General features: G+C 37.7%; 15 protein-coding genes. 1 reads left to right on the top strand and 14 read right to left on the bottom strand.

Annotation, left to right across the window (positions count from 1 at the left end; translation table 11 throughout):
- Window positions 1–157: 157 nt before the first annotated feature.
- The 7 genes from FZC41_RS03260 to FZC41_RS03290 form a co-directional block, all read right to left on the bottom strand.
- Complete coding sequence (locus FZC41_RS03260) at window positions 158–556, bottom strand: response regulator (RefSeq protein WP_148565946.1); 399 nt, start codon at window positions 554–556, stop codon at window positions 158–160.
- Between the two features lie 12 nt (window positions 557–568).
- Window positions 569–3,712 (bottom strand): PAS domain-containing hybrid sensor histidine kinase/response regulator, encoded by a 3,144-nt coding sequence (locus FZC41_RS03265; RefSeq protein WP_148565947.1) that lies wholly within the window; start codon window positions 3,710–3,712, stop codon window positions 569–571.
- 89 nt (window positions 3,713–3,801) lie between these two features.
- Window positions 3,802–4,629 carry a CheR family methyltransferase gene (locus FZC41_RS03270; protein ID WP_148565948.1) on the bottom strand — a complete coding sequence of 276 codons (828 nt, stop codon included), beginning with the start codon at window positions 4,627–4,629 and terminating at the stop codon, window positions 3,802–3,804.
- A 35-nt stretch (window positions 4,630–4,664) separates the two neighbouring features.
- Complete coding sequence (locus FZC41_RS03275) at window positions 4,665–6,389, bottom strand: methyl-accepting chemotaxis protein (protein WP_148565949.1); 1,725 nt, start codon at window positions 6,387–6,389, stop codon at window positions 4,665–4,667.
- A 14-nt stretch (window positions 6,390–6,403) separates the two neighbouring features.
- Window positions 6,404–6,898, bottom strand: a complete 495-nt coding sequence (locus tag FZC41_RS03280; RefSeq protein WP_148565950.1) for a chemotaxis protein CheW — start codon at window positions 6,896–6,898, stop codon at window positions 6,404–6,406.
- A 21-nt stretch (window positions 6,899–6,919) separates the two neighbouring features.
- Complete coding sequence (locus tag FZC41_RS03285) at window positions 6,920–9,004, bottom strand: chemotaxis protein CheA (protein WP_148565951.1); 2,085 nt, start codon at window positions 9,002–9,004, stop codon at window positions 6,920–6,922.
- A gap of 293 nt (window positions 9,005–9,297) precedes the next feature.
- Window positions 9,298–11,586: a methyl-accepting chemotaxis protein gene (locus tag FZC41_RS03290; protein ID WP_148565952.1), complete on the bottom strand. Its 2,289-nt coding sequence runs from the start codon at window positions 11,584–11,586 to the stop codon at window positions 9,298–9,300.
- A 481-nt stretch (window positions 11,587–12,067) separates the two neighbouring features.
- Between FZC41_RS03290 and FZC41_RS03295 the strand changes: the two genes are divergently transcribed.
- A complete protein-coding gene (locus FZC41_RS03295) occupies window positions 12,068–12,745 on the top strand; it encodes a TetR/AcrR family transcriptional regulator (RefSeq protein WP_148565953.1) in 678 nt (225 codons plus the stop codon).
- A 111-nt stretch (window positions 12,746–12,856) separates the two neighbouring features.
- On the opposite strand, the gene FZC41_RS03300 is transcribed toward FZC41_RS03295, so the two are convergent.
- The 7 genes from FZC41_RS03300 to FZC41_RS03330 form a co-directional block, all read right to left on the bottom strand.
- A complete protein-coding gene (locus FZC41_RS03300; protein WP_148565954.1) occupies window positions 12,857–14,527 on the bottom strand; it encodes an ASKHA domain-containing protein in 1,671 nt (556 codons plus the stop codon).
- Between the two features lie 20 nt (window positions 14,528–14,547).
- A complete protein-coding gene (locus tag FZC41_RS03305; protein WP_148565955.1) occupies window positions 14,548–15,573 on the bottom strand; it encodes an MtaA/CmuA family methyltransferase in 1,026 nt (341 codons plus the stop codon).
- A 123-nt stretch (window positions 15,574–15,696) separates the two neighbouring features.
- Window positions 15,697–17,823, bottom strand: a complete 2,127-nt coding sequence (locus FZC41_RS03310) for a molybdopterin-containing oxidoreductase family protein (RefSeq protein ID WP_148565956.1) — start codon at window positions 17,821–17,823, stop codon at window positions 15,697–15,699.
- A gap of 275 nt (window positions 17,824–18,098) precedes the next feature.
- Window positions 18,099–19,172: a uroporphyrinogen decarboxylase family protein gene (locus tag FZC41_RS03315; protein ID WP_148565957.1), complete on the bottom strand. Its 1,074-nt coding sequence runs from the start codon at window positions 19,170–19,172 to the stop codon at window positions 18,099–18,101.
- A gap of 36 nt (window positions 19,173–19,208) precedes the next feature.
- The gene (locus tag FZC41_RS03320; protein ID WP_148565958.1) at window positions 19,209–19,877 is read right to left on the bottom strand and encodes a corrinoid protein; all 669 of its coding nucleotides are present in this window, start codon (window positions 19,875–19,877) and stop codon (window positions 19,209–19,211) included.
- A gap of 76 nt (window positions 19,878–19,953) precedes the next feature.
- Window positions 19,954–21,105, bottom strand: coding sequence for a double-cubane-cluster-containing anaerobic reductase (locus FZC41_RS03325; RefSeq protein ID WP_148565959.1), 1,152 nt, complete (start codon window positions 21,103–21,105; stop codon window positions 19,954–19,956).
- A 37-nt stretch (window positions 21,106–21,142) separates the two neighbouring features.
- The gene (locus tag FZC41_RS03330; protein WP_148565960.1) at window positions 21,143–22,036 is read right to left on the bottom strand and encodes a uroporphyrinogen decarboxylase family protein; all 894 of its coding nucleotides are present in this window, start codon (window positions 22,034–22,036) and stop codon (window positions 21,143–21,145) included.
- Between the last annotated feature and the right edge of the window lie 19 nt (window positions 22,037–22,055).

Consider the following 22,055-nt stretch of genomic DNA (forward strand, 5'->3'; position numbering starts at 1 on the left):
CTCTTTTATTTTACTCTATAATTCTTTTTTTTTCAATAACTAAAAAAGCAAGGCTCCCAAAAATGGAATTCCATTTTGAGCGCCTTAACTAGCTACACTTTATTCATAATTGCTGCTGCCATTTCAATTTTATCAATTCTTTCAATATTGATCATTTCTATTTGATAAATTCAATTTTTTCCAGTACTTCAGTTATTTTTTTCATGTCCAATGGCTTATTGGCATAGGCGTTGCACCCAAAATCAAAGGCTGATTGAACAATATTCGAATCTCCTAATGCAGTGGTCATAATAATCTTTGCCTTTTCAGTTTCTTGCAAATCTTGTTGTTTTTCCAAATCCCGTATCGTTTTCAGGACTTTAACTCCGTCGATTTTCGGCATCATGATATCCAAACAGATCAAATTATAGGGTGTTTTTTCCTGAACATTAAGCATATAGGCATCGATTGCTTCAAGACCGTCCACTACTAAATCGCACTCCCCATATTTGCTTAAAAATTTACATAAAAACTTACGACTTACCATATCATCTTCCGCAATTAAAATTCTTTTCATCCCACTTTCCTCCTAAACTTTATCTTGTTTCATTATTAGCCAAATTTCTTCAATCCGTTGTAAATATTCGGGTATATTTTCCAATTGATCTTTGCGAATCGCCAATTCCAGTTTAAAAACAAGATCTTTTAATCCTACTGCGTTTATTTCATCAAAAAGTTGTTTTAATTGATGCGCCACCACCTCTGTCATCACAAAATTTCTATCCATAACAAGGGCTTTGAGCTGCGTAATTTTCTGATTAATTTCTATTCTTGTTCTCCCATCTACTGTTACTGGTATATTTTCATTTTTCCCGGAATTCTCATTACTGTTTTTATGATAACGCTCGACTCGATCTCTTATTATTGCCAGTTCACTGGTATTTTTATTTATTAAATATTCACCCAGGAAACTCTTCATTTGATTACGATCTACCGGTTTTGATAAATAACTGTCCATACCACTGGCTCTGAAGATTGCTTCATCCCCTTTAAGTGCATAAGCCGACAATGCAATGATCGGGGTTGCTTCATTTAATAATAGATCCAATTTTTGAAAATCAGAATATTCTATATCCTCCAATTCTCTTTTTCGCCGGATAATTTGTGTCGCCATTATCCCATCCATTACTGGCATTTGCACATCCATCAGAATCAGATCGTATTTATTTTTTCCTGACAATAGGACCCCTTCTTTTCCATTTTCAGCTAAATCAGTCTCGATTCCGAAACTCTTCAGCATCTTGCACATAACAATCTGGTTGACCCGGTCGTCTTCTACTAATAAAATTTTATTGCCATTAAACATGGCTTCCGGAACGCTTTCTTCTAATTTTACTCCTATTTTATTTGTGGTTCTCATTGGAATATGAACGGAAAAGGTGCTTCCTAAGCCAAATTCACTGATAAAGCTAACTTTTCCTTCCATCATATCTGTTAACTGTTTGGTAATTACCAATCCGATACCTGTGCCTCCGTACTTTCTGGTATGCGAGCCATCAATTTGGCTGAAGCTCTTAAAAAGTTTTGAATATTTACTTGGATCAATTCCAATGCCTGTGTCTTTCACATCAATATGAAGCATCACCTGATCTGTTTTTTCGGAAATAACCTCCTGATTGACAATCAATTTGACTGACCCTACATTAGTAAATTTAATAGCATTACTCAGTAGGTTATTTAAAACCTGTTTAAGTCGTCTGCTATCACCAATAACAAATATTTTCGGTACATTTTCATAATGAACACTTAAGCTTAATCCTCTTTCTATTGCATGATTTTGGTGCATTTTTATGGTCATTTCAATCATGTCAATGAGATTAAAACTCATTGGTTCAATCATCAATTTTCCCGCTTCAATCTTGGCAAAATCCAAAATATCATTAATGATATCGATCAATGAATGAACGCAGCTTTTAGCGGTGTTTAAGTTTTCTTGCTGTTCCTCAGAAAGAGACTCCATCATGGTAAGATCAATCATACCAATAATACCGTTAAGTGGTGTTCGAATTTCATGGCTCATATTTGCTAAAAATTCACTTTTCGCACGATTGGCCTCGTCAGAACGTTCCATCGCCGATTTCAATTTTATTTCTGTTTGCTTCTTAGCATCGATGTCCCAGGTAAGCACTGCAATATGATCTGGTTCAGGACTGCAAATAGATGCTTCCACCCATCGTTTCAACCGCTCTGAATAATATTCTTCAATATTAATATTTTTACTTTCATAAAGCTCTTTATTAAAGCATTTGAGAAGCTTACTGATTTCCTCTGAATCAAGAAAGTTTGTCTTAGTAACCCGATGACCGATAACCATATTGCGACTAGTACAAAATAGTTTTTCAGTTGCTTGATTCATTTCAATCAGCTCTGCATCGATGATTGTCTTATTATCATCATAAACTGCTTTGAAATATGTAATACTGCTGTCCAGGTTTGTAAATAACGAAAAATACTTTTGCTGACTTTTTCGAAATAGTTCTTCGGCACATCGTTCATCATGAATATCAAGAAATAGACCAATTATTCCTGCGAATTCACCATTTTTTTCATAATAAGGATTTCCCATTCCTCTGAAAATCCGATAGGTTTCATCGGATGCCGATAATTCAACTTCAATATTGAAAGATTTCTCCATCAGAAAGGCTTCATTAAAGACCTGATAAAGCCGTATATATTCAGAAGGTTTCATATGCATCTGGAGTGCTTCCAAAAATGATCCCTTATCGATATTCAAATAAGATTTTAATGTTTCATTAAAAAAATCACAATCATGATTTTTATCAATTTTAAAAATCATCATTGGCAAGCTGTCTAATGTTATCATGCAAGCATTTCGGGCATCTTTCAAGCTTTTTTCATAGTAAATTGTTTCAGTGATATCTTCTATTGTCATGACAAACTCCATTTTTTCCTCAATGATGCTTATCATGATACTGGTATTTAAGAATATTAGCTGTTCAACTCCCTCTCTAATATATTTAAAGGGAACCGAATTCTCTTTTACTGCTATTTCATCTTCAGCTACTTTATTCATTGCGCTTCTTATTCTGCAGAAAGCACAGTTTGATGAAGCATTGCAACCACCTTCATAACTGTTCACACACCCAAAAGCATCTCCGAAACCTTTTCCAATCACTTTGCATTTATCCATTCCAAAGATTTTTAGAAAGGCCTGATTAGTTTCACGAATGATTCCATTTATATCAGTGATTACCATAGCTGTCGGCATCAGTTGAAATATTGTTTTTAAATTATTGCGTTCATTTTTAATTAATTCCTCTGCATGGATAATTTTTGAAATATCCCGGAAGACAATAACATTGCCGATCTGTTCTCCTGAATCTGAAAAAATTGGTGATAAACGGGCTGACAAATATTTAATTTCACCGTCGGGTCTAACATAAAACGATTGGGAGGGCAGACCAATACTATGATTGATTTTCCCAAAACAAATAGGAGTATTTTCTCCATGATTATAAATTTCAAAGGCCTCAGTAAAGGGTTTCCCAATCAATTCAGAAGAGGGTCTCCCTAATATTTCAACAGCCATGACATTAAGAAAATCGACACACCCATCGAGCCCACTGGTCATAATGGCATCTCCAGCACTAAAAAGCGTGGAAACGAGCCAAGCCTTATCTTTAGATTCCAATTGTTCTTTAATTTTGTTCATTTGATCACTCCATTCACCCTCAAAAGCTTTTTAAATCACAACTTTTTCTCCCTACCTCCTCCTATTGTCATTCCTTGAAAAACGATCTTTTAAATGCATTTTTGATAGACTGAAGGCATCATGTATTTAAATTTTGTTGTTCGCAGATCAATGGATTCAGAGTGACCGATAAATAGATAACCTCCTGGCTCGAGACAATCATACATTTTTTCAGAAAGTCGATCCTTTGTGGGCTGATCAAAATAAATCATCACATTCCGACAAAATATAACATCTAATTTTTGATTAAATAGGAACACCGGATTCATTAGATTGAACCGACGAAAGATTACATTATTTCTGATTTCATCACTAACCCTAACAAAACTATCATCCTGACGTACAAAATATTTTAGTTTCCAAATCCTTGGGAGCGGTTCGATATCTTCACAACTGTAAATTCCTTTTTTTGCAGTTGCCAATACTGTGGTTGAAATATCAGTAGCCAAAAGGCTGGTATCCCATAAAGGTGTGTCTTTTTCAAAATACTCCTTCATGATACAAGAAAGAGTATAAGGTTCTTCCCCAGTTGAACTGGCCGCACACCATAATCGAATATCGCGCTTCACCCCGTTTTCTTTCTTTTTTTTTAAATCAGGCAACACGGTATTTTTAAAATACTCAAAATGATCCGATTCTCGCATAAAATAAGTATGATTGGTAGAAACTTTATCAATCAATACCGAACTAGCCCCTCCGGTTTTATCGTTGATTAAATAATGGTAATATTCTGAGAAAGAATCAAAGCCCAATTCAATAAGCAACTTGCGCAGCCGCCCAACAAGAAGCAGTTCTTTGTTCTTTTTTAAGTTTATTCCAGACTCCTTATAAATATAATCCGTCAGGAGTGCATACTCTTCTTTCGTAATTTCAATCATTCGTGTCACCTCCCAGAATTTTCAATTACATTTATCTAATATTTTCCAAACTCATCATCACTAAGAAGAATTCGTTTATCAGAAGAGGTCTCTGTTTCCTTCTTTTTGTTTCTAATAATTGCCTGTTTATTTTCCTCTTTCATTTTATCAAACATTCGTATCATTTCAGAATTTAATTGATCATAACTCCCACCTTCCAAAAATGAATTTCGTCGAAGTCTAAAACGGGCTACCTGTTCTTTCAAAAGCTCAGCTTGACTGGCCAATTCTTCACTGGCTGCAGCGGTTTCCTCTGAAGTCGCTGAAGTAGCCTGAACGACGTTAGAAATTTGAACGATTCCCTGATTAATCTGTTCAACCCCAATTGCCTGTTCATTTGAAGCTACCGAAATATCATTAATAAGCGTGTATACTTTCTCGATCGATTCAACAATTTGATTCAAGGCTGTTGCTGTTTCATTGGCAATTTTGGTGCCGCCTTCAACCTTCTTAATTGAACCTTCAATAAGTGCTGTGGTTTCCTTTGCTGCATTCGCTGAACGCGCTGCCAGATTTCTGACTTCTACCGCTACGACCGCAAATCCTTTACCATTCTGCCCCGCTTTAGCTGCTTCTACCGCAGCATTAAGTGCCAGAATATTTGTTTGAAACGCAATTTCATCAATGACTTTAATAATTTTATATATATTATTGGATGAATCACTAATATCTTCCATTGATCGTAACATTTGCTGCATATGATTATTTCCGGCAATTGCATTATTTTTTGTATGTTCAGCTAATTCATTGGCCTGATTTGCATTATCTGCATTTAAACGGGTCTGCGACGCAATCTCTTCGACTGATGATGTCAGCTCCTCCACTGAACTTGCCTGTTCAGTGGCACCCTGAGCTAAAGAAATACTTGAATCCGAGACCTGTCGGGAACCGGTTGAAACTTGATCGGTTGCTTCATTAATATTGTGCAAAACTTCATTGATATTCGTCAGCATTTGATTATACGAATCTGCCAATATTCCCATCTCATCCTTGGTATGAATATCAACAGTTACATCCAAATCTCCATCCGCCATTTTCTTGGATACTGCCATCATTTTACGAACAGGTTTTTTAATCGTAGATGATACAAATAAGCCTAGAATAATTGACAGTGTTATTCCTATGAAAAGAATTATTATAGTCATAACCGTCGATGAGTTCGCAATCGCGGTATTATCTGTCGCTGTTTCTTCCGCAGTTTGAAGTTTTATTTCAATTGCACGATTAATATCCTTGTTAATAACATCTAGTATATTTGTATAGTCACTACCTTTTTTAAGTGCGGCTGCCTCAGGCTGCTTACCCTGTTTTGTAAGAGTAATTACTTCCGATATAAGTTTATCTAAGCTTCCTTTTTTGTCCGTAATCTCGTCAACCAGTTGTTTTCCTTCCTCGGATATCAAAGTAGTTTTAAAGCTGCTTAAATATTTATCAAAAGATGCACTATTTTTCTGAATGTTAGTTTCAAGTGTGGCTATTTCCTCCTGGGACGATGCAGTCACAATATTATTAATACTTGAATTAATTTCAGAAAAAGATTCAACAATGTAAATCAATTCACCGAGGGGTTCGGTCATGTTGTGATAAAGATACATGTCCTGTTTTTCGATGGTTTTAATATTAACTACTCCGAGAATACCAATGCCCCCTGCAATTAAAGCAACAAGTAAAAAACTGAAAATCAATTTTGTCCCAATTTTTAAATTATTAAACCAATTCATTTTATTTTCCTCTCTTATTCATCTTCATTTAACGGCTTTTCAAATTCATTATGCATTAGTACTTTTTCACAATCCAATAATAGTATTACTTCATCACCAACTTTACCGATGTTTTTAACAAATTGGTTTGAAATTCCCGTACTCATCATAGGCTTGTCAATAATATTATTGTCACCAATCGTAACAACTTCTGAAACACTGTCAACAATAAGGCCAACAGTATCTGCTTCTATATCAGTGACAATAATGCAGGTTCGTTCATTATAATCAACAAAATTTTTGCTAAAACGCAATCGCATATCCATGATTGGAATAATTCGGCCTCGCAGATTGATAATGCCTCGGATATAATTCGGTAATTCTGGAACTTCCATATATGGCAATATTCCAATAATCTCTGTGACATAGCCAATCCAAATCCCATAAGCTTCATCTTCCAATAAAAATGTTAGATATTGTCCCTTTTGATCAACTTCTTCATCAAAAATATTCACTGCTTCATTATTCATTTTTATTTCCTTTCATAAACGCTATTGGATACGCAATCCACTTAGTCCCCCTATATCCATAATCAAACTGATGCTCCCGTCAGCCAGAAGGGTACATCCAGCCAATCCAAGAATTTTCTTCATAGATGTTACATAATGGGGAAGGGATTTCACCACCACCTGTTGTTGTCCCAGCAATTCATCCGCAAAAATACAGATTCGTTTTTCATCTTGTTCCACCATAATAAGAATACCTTTTGATAAATCAGTTTGACCATTTTTTATTTTGTAATGTTCATGCAATCGCAAAATTGGATAACATTTTCCTCGAATCATGACCATTTCATTATTATCCGGATCTCTAAAACAATCACCTGCCTGAGGTCTGAATGATTCTGAAATTGTTGTTATGGGTATCGTATACCGAGATCTGCCGACACTAATATTCATACCTTCAACAATCGCCAGGGTTAATGGAATTTTCATCGTAATGGTGGTTCCATGATCAGGTTCGCTTTCAACCAACACGACTCCTCCAATGCTTTCTAAATTTTTCACTACCACATCCATACCAACACCCCGTCCGGAATACTCAGTAATTGCCTCATTTGTAGAAAATCCCGGTAGTAGAATGAGTTTGTAAATTTCCCGATCCGTCATTTCTTCTTCAGATTTTTCTAAAATTCCATTTTTTTTTGCTTTTTCAATGATTTTTTCTTTTGAAAGCCCCTGCCCATCATCTTTTACAACAATAAGAACATCGCTACCCATATTTTTAGCTTCCAGAATTATATGTCCAACTTTATCTTTTCCTTTAATTAGTCGTTCATCCTCGTCTTCAATTCCATGATCAATAGAATTCCTTATTACATGCATTAAAGGATCCGAAATATGTTCAATGATATTTTTATCAACTTCCGTCTGTTCACCAATAAATTCCATAACTATTTCTTTGTTCAGTTTCTTACACATATCCCGGACAATTCGGTTCATTTTCATAAAAGTATTTGATAAAGAAACCATCCTTATGGCCATCACCATATCCTGAAGTTCTTCAGTAATTTTATGAAGCTCTAAAGATGCTTTATGGAAATTCTCGGATTCAATATTTTCGACATCCGGACTTTGGGTCACCATTGATTCAGATATTACCAATTCACCCACCAAATCCATAAGTTTATCAAGTTTATCAACATTTACACTAATCATGGCTTGACCATTTGCGCCATTAGGTTTTCCTGTCACTTCATTTGATGCCGGTTGTGATTTTTTATCCTCGAATAAATCAATCAATGGTGCTTGCGGTATCACTGGTTTAGCAACTTCCAATTCTTTCTGAAATGCTTTCAAAGCCCTTTCATCCACTTCTCGAACGGATAATCGATCAGCAAAAATACACTTATCAAAATAAGCTTTAATCATTTCATAACCAACATCCGATTTCATATAAACTTCAAACCCCATTTCTCGAATTTCAATGGCCGTCTCGGGATTATCCGCGATATCAGCTGGTGAAAAATAAATTTCTTCTACCATATCCATTAGTCCTAAAATTAAAGTGTATGCTCGAATATTTTCCATCATGCAATCATCTTGAAAAAAAACAAGCGCATGAAAGCAAGCACTTAATGATACGGCGGGATTTTTTTCCTGTGGTATATAATATTGTTTAGCCTTTGTTTCCTCTGGCTTATCCTTTATTTCGACTCCACCAGATTCTGCTTTCATTCCATCAAGAAAGATTTTTAAGGTTTCAATTAAGGTTTCGGCATCACCATCAGGCTCATTTTTATTCGTAATTTTTTCAACTTCAATTTTTATAAAGTCAACACATTCCAAAACAAGGTCAGAAATACCTGAATAATCCAACTGCTCCGGTTTTTGTTCTCTTATAAAATAAAAAATATCTTCAACGGTATGGGCCACCCTTTCAATCGTATTAAAAAGCATCATGGCTGATGAACCTTTAATTGTATGCATAAAACGAAATATTTCACTGATATTTTCAGCACTGAAACCGCCCTGTTTTTCACTACTGATAATTGCTTGCTCCAATTGATCCAACATTTGATTTGTTTCAAAAATATATATATCCATCATTGGTTCATTTTCAAAATTCACTGACACATTTCCTCTCCATTATCCAAATTATTTTATAACCTTAAGTTTTAAAATTGAAATTTTTTAAAGCTATGTTTTATTGAATACCCTAAATATTTTTAAATATCCATCGAATATTCAAAATTAGTAATTTATATTTATAAATCATGAAAACATTTCTGAGGATAAAGTAATCTAATAATAAAAATTCTCTCCCTAACATCAAAAAAACTCTTTTTTCGGATTAAATCATCGATTGATTTACCGAAAAAAGAGTTGTCGCTATTAAATCATGTTCCTTATTTATTAATGAATTCCGATCATTTTCTTAATTGGAATTGTCCAATCATTTCCTTTAACATTTCTGACTGACCGGAAAGCTCTTCACTGGCTGCTGCACTCTGTTCCGCCGTTGCCGAATTATTTTGAACAACCTGGGCAACCTGCTCAATTCCCATGTTAACCTGGGCAATACCAGAAGCTTGTTCATTCGAATCTTCTGCAATATTTCCGACTAAATCTGTTACTTTGACGATTCCTTCAACAATTTCATTAAGGGCTGCTGCTGTTTCATCCGCAATGTTTGTTCCGTCTTTTACTTTTTCAATGGATCCTTCAATAAGACCTGATGTTTCTTTGGCAGCTTCCGCACTTCGTGCTGCCAAAGTACGGACTTCTTCTGCAACCACTGCAAATCCTTTACCATGTTGTCCGGCACGCGCAGCTTCAACTGCAGCATTCAAAGCCAGGATATTGGTCTGGAAAGCAATGTCGTCAATGACTTTAATAATTTTTGATATAGCACTGGAAGATTTATTGATTTCAGCCATTGAATTCTGCATTTCGGCCATTTGGGCATTGCCTTTAGCGGCGTACTCCTGAACATCCGTCGTCAAATCTTTGGCTTTGTTCGCATTAATTGCATTTTGTTTCGTCTGATCTGCAATTTCCGCAATGGAGGCTGATAACTCCTGTACCGAGCTTGCCTGTTCCGTCGAACCTTGAGCTAATGCCTGGCTTGCGTCGGATACTTGATTGGAGCCAACTGTTACCTGTTCGGCGGCATCATTAATATTTCCGACTAAAGAATTTAATGTTTCAACAATTTTATTTAATGCATGAGATACATCAGCAAAATCATTTTGCCAGATTATAACACTTTCAATATCAAAATTTCCATCAGCAATATTCCCGGTTACCTCGGATATTTTCGAAACAACCATGTTTAAATTAGTGGCTGTTTTATTGACCGACTGTTTCAGATCATCAAATTCGCCTTTGTACTCGCCTTTAACTGTTACTTGTAAATTTCCGCTTGACATTTTATTCATAACATCAGCAATTTCTCGTATTGGTCTTGCCGTTTCTTCAAGGATATTATTCATCCCACTAATCAGAGTCTTCCAAGATCCGTTGAATTTTGTTTCATCTGCTTTTTTATCCAGTTTTCCTTCGATGGCTGCGGTGGAGAGCGCAGTTACATTCTCAATCAAGATGGCAATTGATTTTTTAACTAGCCCTAAACTCATTTCGATCTCTTTAAATTCGTCATTTATTTCAACCGTATATTCCCCAACTTCCGCAATATTCGTGTCAAAATCCAAATTTCCGTCTGCCAAATTCAACAGGTTGCTGGCCAATCTTTTTACTTCTCTTTCAGTATAAACATTAACACTCATCGTAGGAGTTGTGTCATGGGATATCTCAACAAAACCGATTAAATCTCCGCTTTTGTCCTTCATATCCACGGTATCCATTCTGTAATACCGGTTCATGAATTCGAAAGGATATTCCGATAGACCTTTTTCATGAAGTCGTCTAATACCGCAGTTTTCGGTATTACACATTTCTAAATTACACGTATTGCAGTCCACTCCATAAATTGCTTCCCGATTCTCAGCCGTGCCAGTTAGTATCATCAGATCCTCAAGTGTTTTATTTACAAAGATAATCTTTTTATCTTTATTCATGGTGGTCACTCGATAAGGCAGTGCATCAACAATTGCCAAGTAAAGTTCCATCTTGTCAACAATTGCATCCATGGTTTGATTCACATTCTCGATCACTGTTTTGTAATCACCCGAAAACGCTTTGCTACTGCCTCTTTTATCAAAATTTCCGCTTTTTGCTGAATCCGCAGCCATGGCTGTTTCTGTCTCAAGCTGTTTAACAGCATCCCTGATGGTTAGCAAACTCTTTCCAAGTAAATCTTTTTCAGAATTTGGCTGTATTTCAACCGACAAGACTCCATCCGCCATCTTCTTTGCAACAATTGAATGAGTCTTGATGTTCTCAGCAACCGTAGCTATTGCTAAACTCAGTTCACCTAATTGATCATTCGAATTTTGGATATTTATATCAACATCCGTATCTCCTGTTGCAAGCCGACTGGTAACTTCTGCAAGTCCGTTTATAATATTCGATGTTTTTTTTGATGCTAAAATGATGACTCCCATTATGATAACCAGTCCGATTCCTCCAGTTATCCACACAACACTTCGAGCATTTTCAGCAAACAACAGTGTCCCGACCATTAATGCGAATACGATTACAGTTGGTAACCCAATAGACAAAATCATTTTTGATAAGAAGCTCCTGCTTTTTTTCATTTTTCCACCTTTTCCTTTTAAATTTTCACTCTTTGCCTTTTAATTCAATATTTTCCAGATATAATCTGTCTTATAAATCAGTCAATCATTTTATCTTCGTTTAAATTATCATTTTTTTCTAATTTATCTGCATTTTTAAAAGCACCTTGATCCTAACAAATCATTTGTATAGATCTTACCACTACTGCAAATTAATTTCAATAAAAACATTTTAATCGCATTTAAAAAAGCGAAATATCATGATATGATATTTCGCTTTGAGTTTTAGCTTATTTCCTTGATCGATAATAAAATTTTATTATCTTCAGTACGCTTCTGTACTAAAATAATTTAATAACAAACCATCGATTAATACGTGTATAGTTTATCATCGCAACATTAGCACGTCAACCCTTTCTTTATGCACATATAGCTTAGTATTGATAATTCGTTGTTTATGTGGTTTAATTAATTGATTTTATATTATCGAAACGGAGAAACTATGAGTGTTAATAAAGCAAAAACAAACAAACAACTTATTTATGATACTGCCAAAAATCTTTTTTTTACAGAAGGCTACCAGGTTGGCTTTCGTCGCATCGCTCAAGAGATTGGTATCAGCCAAGGCCTGATTACCTATCATTTCAAGACTAAGCGCAATATTGCTATCGAAATTTATAAAGAAGACTATCAGATTTTATCAACCTACCTCAAATATATTGTTAATCCTGACGAAGATATTTTTTTATACATTGTCAGCTTTTATGATCTCAATTCGCGCATAGATATAGCCAATCCTGAAAAGCTCAGTTTTGTCAGGATGACGCAATCGGAAAATATTAGCTGCGAAGCTATTTATGCAAGTAGCTTTAAACAGATTTATCTTAAATTGATTATACATATGCAGCCAAACAACTACAATCAAGAAAAAAATCTTACTCTTTTTCTAGCAACTACCTATTCCACCTTCAGTGCTATTCTTCAAAAGCAAACTGAAGGTTTTGATTTTAGTGCTGATGAGGCACTGATCCATTCAGTTGATTTAATGTACTATTGTCTGGGATATGATCGAAATCCAAAACGCACCGCTGACATTATTCAAAAGGCAAAAGAACGGGTGGATTCTTTGTTTGCCAAGTATCCCCACCTGTTGGATATTCACCAATATTTTATAAAATAAAAGCAATACAATTATTATCTTATTTAAACTCCGAAAAACAAATTGCTCTAGAATTGATGGTTGTTTTCTAAACAGTCATCAATCCTCAGCACATTTTTTAAATCACCTTTTTTAAAACTTCATCGCCTTAATAAATAATTTCTCGTAACCGGCCAGCCTTGATAGTTCAATATAGCTAACTTCATCGACTATTTTTTCGCCGGTTGCTCTTTCTTCTGTAGATAGCAAACAAAGATATGCTCCAGATTTCGAAGTATTTCCCACATAAGTGATCACATCTTCCAATTCACTGGGAATTAGTCCGGCACCAGTCAAACTTTCTGCTTTTAAATTAGCACCAAACTGACCGGCAACCATTACCTGATTGATTTCTCCGAAAGTCATTTCATTTGCCTGAACCATTGCCTGAATCCCGGAAAGGATCGCTCCTTTTGCAAGCTGCACCTGTCTGATATCCTGCTGGGTCAAATAGATATCATTTTCCTGATCAATAATAAAGTGTTTTTTACCCGCCACTTTTTCTACCAGAGGATGATCAAGTAGTCTTCCGCTTTTCCGTAATATGCCCGTTCTGTTGAGTTCTGCCACAGCGGAAAGCAGTCCGCTGCCACAAAGACCTTTTGGTTTTTCGTTCCCAATCACGGAAATCGCCACACTGATATCAGCACCATCACCTCGTAGTTTTACCTCTTCAATAGAGCCATTGGCAGCTCTCATTCCACAGCTGATGTTCATTCCCTCCAAAGCAGGACCCGCGGCACAGGAACAGGCCGAAAGTTTTCCACCCTTTGAAAGCACCATTTCCCCATTGGTTCCGATATCAATAAACAGAATGTTACCGGGATTCTGCTGAATGCTGCAGGCTAATATTCCCGCTGTAATATCTCCGCCGACAAAAGCCGACACTGAAGGCAGACAGTATACCAGACAATTTTTTGATACCGGCAATTGCAAATCATTTATTCCACTTAATATCAAGGGACCTCTAAATCCTGGTGTATAGGGAGCCGTTCCCATTGATGAAGGGTCAATTCCGGCCAACAGATGAATCATCGTCGTATTGCCGCCCACGGTAACTTCATAAATATCATTGGCTGTTAAATCATACTCCCTGTGGCATTCAGCAATAATCTTCGCAATTAAATTTTTTAAATCTGTCAAAATCGTTTTTTGCTGAATTAATGTCCCGTTTTTCTGGATCATGGCATAATTTATTCTTGTAATTACATCCTGTCCAAAGATTTTTTGTCCGTTTAAACAGGACATGCTGGACAGTTCACGTCCGTTTGACATATCGATCAGAGCGGCGACAACCGTGGTTGTCCCAATATCAATCGCGAGACCAAAAAGTCGATTTCTGGTATCTCCCACTTCCCGATCAATCACCTCATTGCCCGCCATAACAAGAGTATTGCCCAGTTCATCGAGGTGCTTGGAAATATATGGTTTTTTAGTAAATTCTTTTAAAAAACCCTTGCTGATGATTTCCCCGATGACCTCTTCAGGTTCCAATTCAAGGGTTAGCTCACCCTTGACCGTATGCAGACACGCCAAACGCCATCCTGCGGCTGTTTCTTGCTCTGAAAAGAATTCTTTTTCGGCATCTGCGGGAATAACATTCCCCTCCAAAATTTTCACTTTGCACTTTCCACAACACCCCACCCCGCCGCAGGGTGCATCAATTAAATTCAGTCCGGTCATGAAATGATACAGATTGTCCTCTGGATCGCATTCATAAACACGATCGATATCGGCACCGTTTTTTATAATAATTCTTGGCATTTTTTACTCCCATTAATCCTTTATAAACTGACTATTTCCTGTTTTGTTGTTTCTACCATGGTTTGAATGTTGATTAAAGGTGTCGTAGTCGATAACCCGCAAGCCGGTGCGACAACATCCGCCCCTTTTGTCATGGCGAGCTTCACCAGGCTTTTCACCTTCTCCGAAGATACTTCCCCCAATGCAAAACTGCTTACATTTCCCATTACCGCCATTTCCGGGATAAATGGCTTGATTTCCATAATCGGTACAATGGCATCAAAGCTGAAAATGTTGCAGTGAAATTCCGGAATAATTTGATAGACTCTTTTCAACTTACCGCATATATGAACGATTTTCACCGGAACATCCACCGCATCTAAAACTCTATTGACGTATTTTATAGTAAAATCTCTAAATATTTGGGGACCTAATATTTCACCTGTTCCGCTTGGCTCAGAAATACACACGACATCTGCCCCTGCCTCCACTTGAGCCTTAGCATAGACAACCAAGTTTTCAACGATAAAATTCATCAGTTTTTCGGCATCAGCCGGTTTTTTACGGAATTCTCTCATTAAAACAGACATGTCCACTAAGGTACCCGCCGTGCTGACTGGCCCCGTCACATTGCCAATAATCGGCACATCCGTATTTTTAGCTTTTAGAATTTTGATAGCGTCAAGCACCACTTTCACTCTGCCGGAATTTACATCGATCTGCTGTAATAAATTCACCTGTGAAGTTGATTTTAATGGCGAATCCACCACATGGGGCTCGCAGATCAGATCGCCCATGTTCACTTTTGCTCCCATTGCCTCGGCTTCCACCGTCATGCAAAAGGGCACTCCGTAATTTTCAAAACCACCAGCTTCATTTAAAGCATAGGTAAGCGCTGCCATTTTTTCAGAATCCATATGTGCTTCAGGCCAAAGGCAACCGGATTTCACCATAATATCCCTGGATATCATATTCATCATTCCACCTGGACAGATACAAGGCGGTTTATCAACCTCCTGTTTTCTCGCCACAGCCAAAAGTCTATCTTTTTGTGCAAATTTTCGCATTGCTTAGGCCCCTAGTTCCAGAATAAAATATTCTTCTTCATATAATTCTACATAGTCAGATAACATCTGAAATAATTCTTCGTGGCTCTTCATAATTAATCGATCTCCTTTTACAACTTTTTGTTATTCCAGTTTTTCAATTTGGCAAAGCAGTGCTTTGAAAATAGGGAATCCAGAAATCGGATCTCGATTGCTAAAATCCGTCAGCTCATTTACATTGCTGTCTTGCCATTCCTTTACCTGAATGCCTGTACCGCCGCCCTGATTGACTTCAACCGTGCCTGAAAGTACATTTTCGGTTACTTTTGCCCAAAAATTTACTTCTCCTCTTTTCGTCTTAATCAGTACTTTGTCCCCTTGTTTAATACTTCTTTCGTCGGCATCTTTCGGGTTGATTAAAACCTGTGGTATATTCTGAATTTTTACCAGACTGGGAATACTTAAGTGCTGTGAACGGAAAGTGGATTGGATTCTTGCGCCGGTATTGAGAATTAATGGGTATTCTTTATAAGCAGCTTCATCGCTGTTTGGGCCTTCTATTGGATCAACATAAACCGGAAGACCTTCATAACCGTTTTTCTCCAGCAGAAAAGATCGAAATTCCACCTTCCCGGATGGTGTTTGAAAGCCTGGCTGTCCGTCTGCACGGAGCAAACCTTTTTCGTACTTATTATATTCCACTGGCTTTTTAGGCAACTGGATTCCATCTTCGCTTTCTTTCAAACGTCCAAGAAGTTCCGGATTTTTCGCAAAGCCTCTGGTCAATATTTCTTCTTCGCTCTGGGGATAAAGATGACCGAATCCCAGTCTTTTTGCCAATTCTCCCATAATCAGAACATCGTTCTTCGCTTCCCCGACCGGTTCAATAACCTTCCTGCGCAACCGGAAATATCCGCCGGGATAACGCTGATAAGAATCAATTTCAAAATAGGTTGTTGCCGGAAGAATAACATCGGCAAAAAGGGCATCTTTTGTCATAAAGCGGTCAATCACCACCATTAAATCCAGATTCTTATAAGCGTTCTCAAAGATCTCCGGTTGCGGATAGGAGGTTAAGGTGGACGAACCGTTGACGATCAGGCCTTTTACCGGGTATGGGTCGCCCTGCAGCACGGCTTTCGGAAATTCCATAAAATGAGCACTCCCGATAAGTTCATAAAAAAGAGGATATTCTGCCGCTCCAAAGGGCTTTAATTGATGACGGGGAATATCAACTGGTGCCATCGGAAGTTTTGGCGGCAAACCAATAATCAGCCCTCCGGGAATATCAAGATTTCCGGTTAACGCCCAGAGAATAAATACCGCCCGAATATTCTGAACACCGCTATTACTGTATTCAAGCCCGGTATAGGTACGTAAAGTAACTGGCTTTGATGTTGCTATTTCACGGGCCAGAGCCACGATCTGATCGCTGGCAACACCCGTGATCTTTTCCACTGCTTCCGGCGTGAATTGTTCAACATAATTCTTTAACTCATCAAAACCTACCGTCCAGTTTTTCACAAATTCCTGGTCATAAATATTTTCGGTGATGACTACATTGATCAAACCCAGCGCCAGAGCACCATCCGTACCGGATCGTACCGCAATCCACTGGTCCGCCCGGGTGGCAATATCGCTTTTCATTTGATCGATGGCGATAATTTTTTTTCCGTTTTTCTGAGCATTAACAATCCGTTTAAACATAAACGGCGGAGAATCGGTAATCGGATTGGCGCCCCAGATAACGATCAGATTGCTGTTTTCAAAATCCGGAAGCAAACCCGTAGCCGGTATCCCAAAAGTTGTTAAGGGTGCCAGCAATCCGTAAGAAACATAACATAAGGAGCCATCACTTGCGGCATTGGGAGAACCAAACGCTTGGAGCAGATTTAAAGAGAGCATATCAACGCCATTATAGAAATCGCCCATGGCCTGTTCAAATGCTCCCCTGCCTGAGTGGCTGGCGATAGCCTGGGGTCCAAACACTTTGCTTATGTTCTTCATTTTGTCTGCCACTAAATCCAGGGCCTCATCCCAACTGGCTTCCCGAAAACGGCCTTCTCCTCTTTCACCAACTCTAATCAGCGGTTTTTTTATCCGATCAGGTGAATAGACAATTTCAGGTGCCGCTTTCCCGCGTATACAGAGATTGCCAAAGGGTGTATTTTCCGCCGCTTTTACGGAAATCAGAACGCCATCCTCAACCTCAGCCTGTATTTCACAACCTCCTGGGCATACCCCACAAATGGCTTTTTTAAATTCACTCATTATTTTTAAAACCTCCTTTTACGCAAAAGAGCCACTCATAATGCGGCCATGTTCGCTATTTTTTGTACAATACTTTTTCTGCAGCTCTAGCCGCCTGTACCACTTAATATTTGGTGTTGGTGGAATAGCCACCAACAATTTTTTAAGCAAAAAAAGAGAACAGAGAAAACCCAATCATTTATTTTTTTAACAAAACAATCAATAAACGAAAGGAATTTTTCTCATGCCTCATGATTATTCCATACAAAATCTACTGAATTTAAAAGGCTCAAATATTATTGAAAATTATCCGGATTCATTGGATATTTGGCACATTTCCGGGCTTCTTGCATAAAGGCCAGTGAATTTTCCATTGGCGTGCCATAAGCAGAATCACAACCTGTGGAAATCATAAATCCGCCCGGACTATTCCATGCCTTTTTACAGCATTCCCGAACAGCCATTTTAACCTCTTCAGGCGTTCCCAAATGGATGACACCGATGGGGTCAACATTTCCCACTAAAAACACCTTATCGCCCACCTTTTCCTTTGCAACAGCCAAATCCACTACATTATCAAGGCTAAGCACCTTATATCCACAGTCCACCATTTCTTCCAATACTTTCGTGGTGTCTCCGCAAATATGGCATAAAACCGGACCAGGTTTGCTCACTTCAAACATCTCAACCATTTTGCGTGAATAGGGCACAACAAATTGTTGAAACATTTTCTTTGTGATAATCGTTCCCGATGCAACCGGATCGGCGATTGAAACCCCAAAGCCCTCTTCTAAAAAAGGCTTTGCCATTTGCTGTATTGCCTGAGCGGTAAATTTCAACAATTTATGTACCTGTTCCGGATTTTTATGAAGAGCTTTCAATAGTTGTTCTGCTCCGACCAAGGCTGATGCAGAAGTGAAAGCCCCTGAGAACATCATCCCGCAGGTGACTTCATTTCCAACTTCATCTCTTAATATTCTAACCGCATCAAAACATTTTTTTGCTGTAGGATCGTTTTCTATTGTGAAACGATCCAAATCCAACGTACTCAAATCAGCAATACTTTTTATCGGTGGTTCAAGAATCGCCGGTTGTTGATGTTCTGGATTCGTCATTTTTGCTCCGTAATTCACCGCCATACCATGAAGACCATAACTGGCACTTACGCCATCGCCACCAAAAACTTCATAAATTTTTTCTTGTACATCAGCGAGTGATCGGCCACTCTCAACCTCCTGTCGTCTTGTCCATCCTAACAGAGAATGACCGGGAGCGCCATAAAACATAGAAATCGGCATTCTGTCAACCGATTCCCCTTTTGCCAACGCCTGAGCTCTTTCTACTGGGGTCATTAAATCTTCTTTATACATAAATAAGTACCTCCTCAAATTTTGTAAAATTCTGCTTTAAGCGCCTAACTCCACGGCTTCATTCTCCATAAGATTATTCACCAGCTTCACCGCTTCTACGGCGTTGGCGGAATAACCATCAGCACCAATTTTTTGTGCAAAAGCTATAGAAATGGGAGCACCACCAATGATTACCTTTACTGAATCTCGAATGTCTTCTTCTTTTAGTTTTTCAATCACTTTCCGCATTCCTTGCATTGTGGTTGACATTAAGGTGGACATTGCAATAACATCAGCCTCAATTTCCTTTGCCTTGTCAATGAAATTCTGTAAAGGAACATCTCTTCCTAAATCATACACTTCATAGCCTGCTGCTTCCAACATAACCCTTACCAAATTTTTACCAATGTCATGGGTATCACCTTCAACAACACCAATGACGACTTTATATTTTTCTTTAGCATCGATTTTTTCCAGAAGTGGTCGTAAAACACTTAAGCCATTGTACATGGCATCCGAACAAATCAACAGTTCCGGAATATAATACTCTTCTTCTTCATATAAAACGGCTGCTCTATTCATCCCATCTACCAATCCCTTTAAAATACCATCCAAAGCAGGATAACCTGCCTCGATGTATTCTTGCGCAACTCCTACAACCAGTTCATCTTCCATGTCTACTACATTATCAGACAACATCTGTAAATATTTCTCTTTCGTTATCATTTTCAATACCCTCCTTAGTTTTAGATACTGTGAAATATAAAACTTGAATCAATTTTCGGAATAACCATTTTTACACTTAAAGCATTTCTATAAAAGCTGCCATTCTGGTATTTATCTGACCAATATCTGATGTTGAAAAATCCGTTTCCAGCGATATATAAGATTTTTCTTTCTTATCGTTAACAAAACGTTTAATGCTCAGGGTTTCCACATTGTAAGTATGACAAGCCGTTAAGATCATGTCCACTACGCCGTCCACCTGATATTCATCAATCATGCGATCCAGAAGTTTTATTCGATTGGGGTTGGGAGTCATACAGGAACAACCAATCGCAAGGTATTTTTCAGCCAAAGCTTCATAAACATCCGGATTGCTTTCATCAACTAAATCCTCAACCGTTTTCGCTCCACCACAGCTTTCAAAAGCAACAACGACCGCACCATTGTCTTCAATGGCTTTAATTACTTTTTCTGTTGCCCCGCCAATTGGACATCCGGTGATTAAAATCCGGGGTTTTTTAGAATATTTCTTTTCTTCCTTGTATTCTGCAAGAACTTTTTTTCTGATGTCATCCAATTTTTCCGGAATGAGCACTCGATTAAATTCGAACCCAGTACCCATCATTACCTTGTATAAATCCTGACCCAGCATCGGTACCGGATCATATTTAGATAATTGATAGAATTCTTTCAATGCTTTTCGTTCTTTGTTTTTCACAACAATAGCTTCCTTGATAGCTTCCTCAGTGATAGTAACACCAAACTTTTTTTCAAGTGTTTCTTTTAAACGAATGATTTCTTTTTTCCAAAGTTTCAGACCCTCTTCGCTTTGACAATTGGGGAGCTCCATAACGTAAACCGGCTTGATCTCCCCAAGATATTCATACATTTTTTTCTTTCCATCACAGGTTGTTTCCCCAACCACCAGATCTGAAAAATAGAAGTATGGACATTTATCGGTTTTGCCAAATCCGTAGCTTGATTTAATAAGTGGGCAAAGATTTCTGGGAAGATCCTTTTCCGCTTCAGCAATTGTCTCATCTGAAAAGGCACAAAGACCGACGATTGCCGCTCCCATTGCCATCGCCACTTCTTGTGGAAAATAACCGCAGAATACTCCAATAACCGGCACGTTTTGATCTTTTATTTTTTTTACAGCCAGAAATCCATTTCTTCTTGCTTCCGCAAACTCCTCAAATACAGCAGGTAGTTCAGTTTGTAATTTCATTGTTACGCTCTCTTTCATTTTTATTTATATATTATCGTTAGATAAAATTCAATGCGATGATTTTTCCATGACATAAAATGCTCTTGGTATCCTTGATGCACGCTTGACCAATGACCTTTTCTTTGCCAATGACCTTCAGACAGGCCTCATTATAAGAAAGTCTCTCGTTAAACAGTAAAGTTTTTCTTTCCGCTAATCCCAAGTCGAAGAAGATCAAACTTGTTTTTGGACATAAGTGGATGATAAAATTATCATCACTTAAATCAGCCACTCTCTTCAGCAATGGGTAGGTAAATTTGGTAGCCATCTTCTCAGTAAATTTCGGGCCCACGATATTAACACTACTTGCAGGATCGGCATAGGACGCAATTGAAACTCCGACTTTCTTTGCTTCTTCAAAAACACGGTACAGATTATCACTTAAAATTTCAAATACCTTTTCAATCTTTTCCGGTTCCTTCCGCCATGCTTTAAATATTTTGCTGACATCGATCAAAGAATTCAATATTGTTAGAAAGCCCGAAATCTCCAATGCAACTTTTTCCCCCTGAGCATATAATATTTGACAAGCTTTTAAAACCTCACTGATTCTCCCTTGGTTAAAATCAACATCTTGCAAATCTAATAACTCTTCAACTGACTGATATGCATAAGAAGCCGCCCGAGGGCCGAATTTTCCTTCACTTAAATTAATGAAGGCTCCGAAAGCCTCTGCCTCTACCGTATGACAAAATGGTAGAATGCAGATCTGGCTTTCCGATTCTTTTTTAATACTTTTGGAAATTTTTGCCATAATTTCAGCATTTTCATAACTTTTCGGGAACTCCAAGTTTAACTCCGCGATGATTTCATCGCTAAAGCCCGACGATTCTGCTCTTTTACATTTAAAATCCGTCAGTTTTTTGGATTTCATTTCTTTTACTTCATCCATTTTATTTATCCTTTCCAGA

This window comes from Acetobacterium paludosum (genome assembly GCF_008086595.1).
GTDB lineage: Bacteria > Bacillota > Clostridia > Eubacteriales > Eubacteriaceae > Acetobacterium > Acetobacterium paludosum.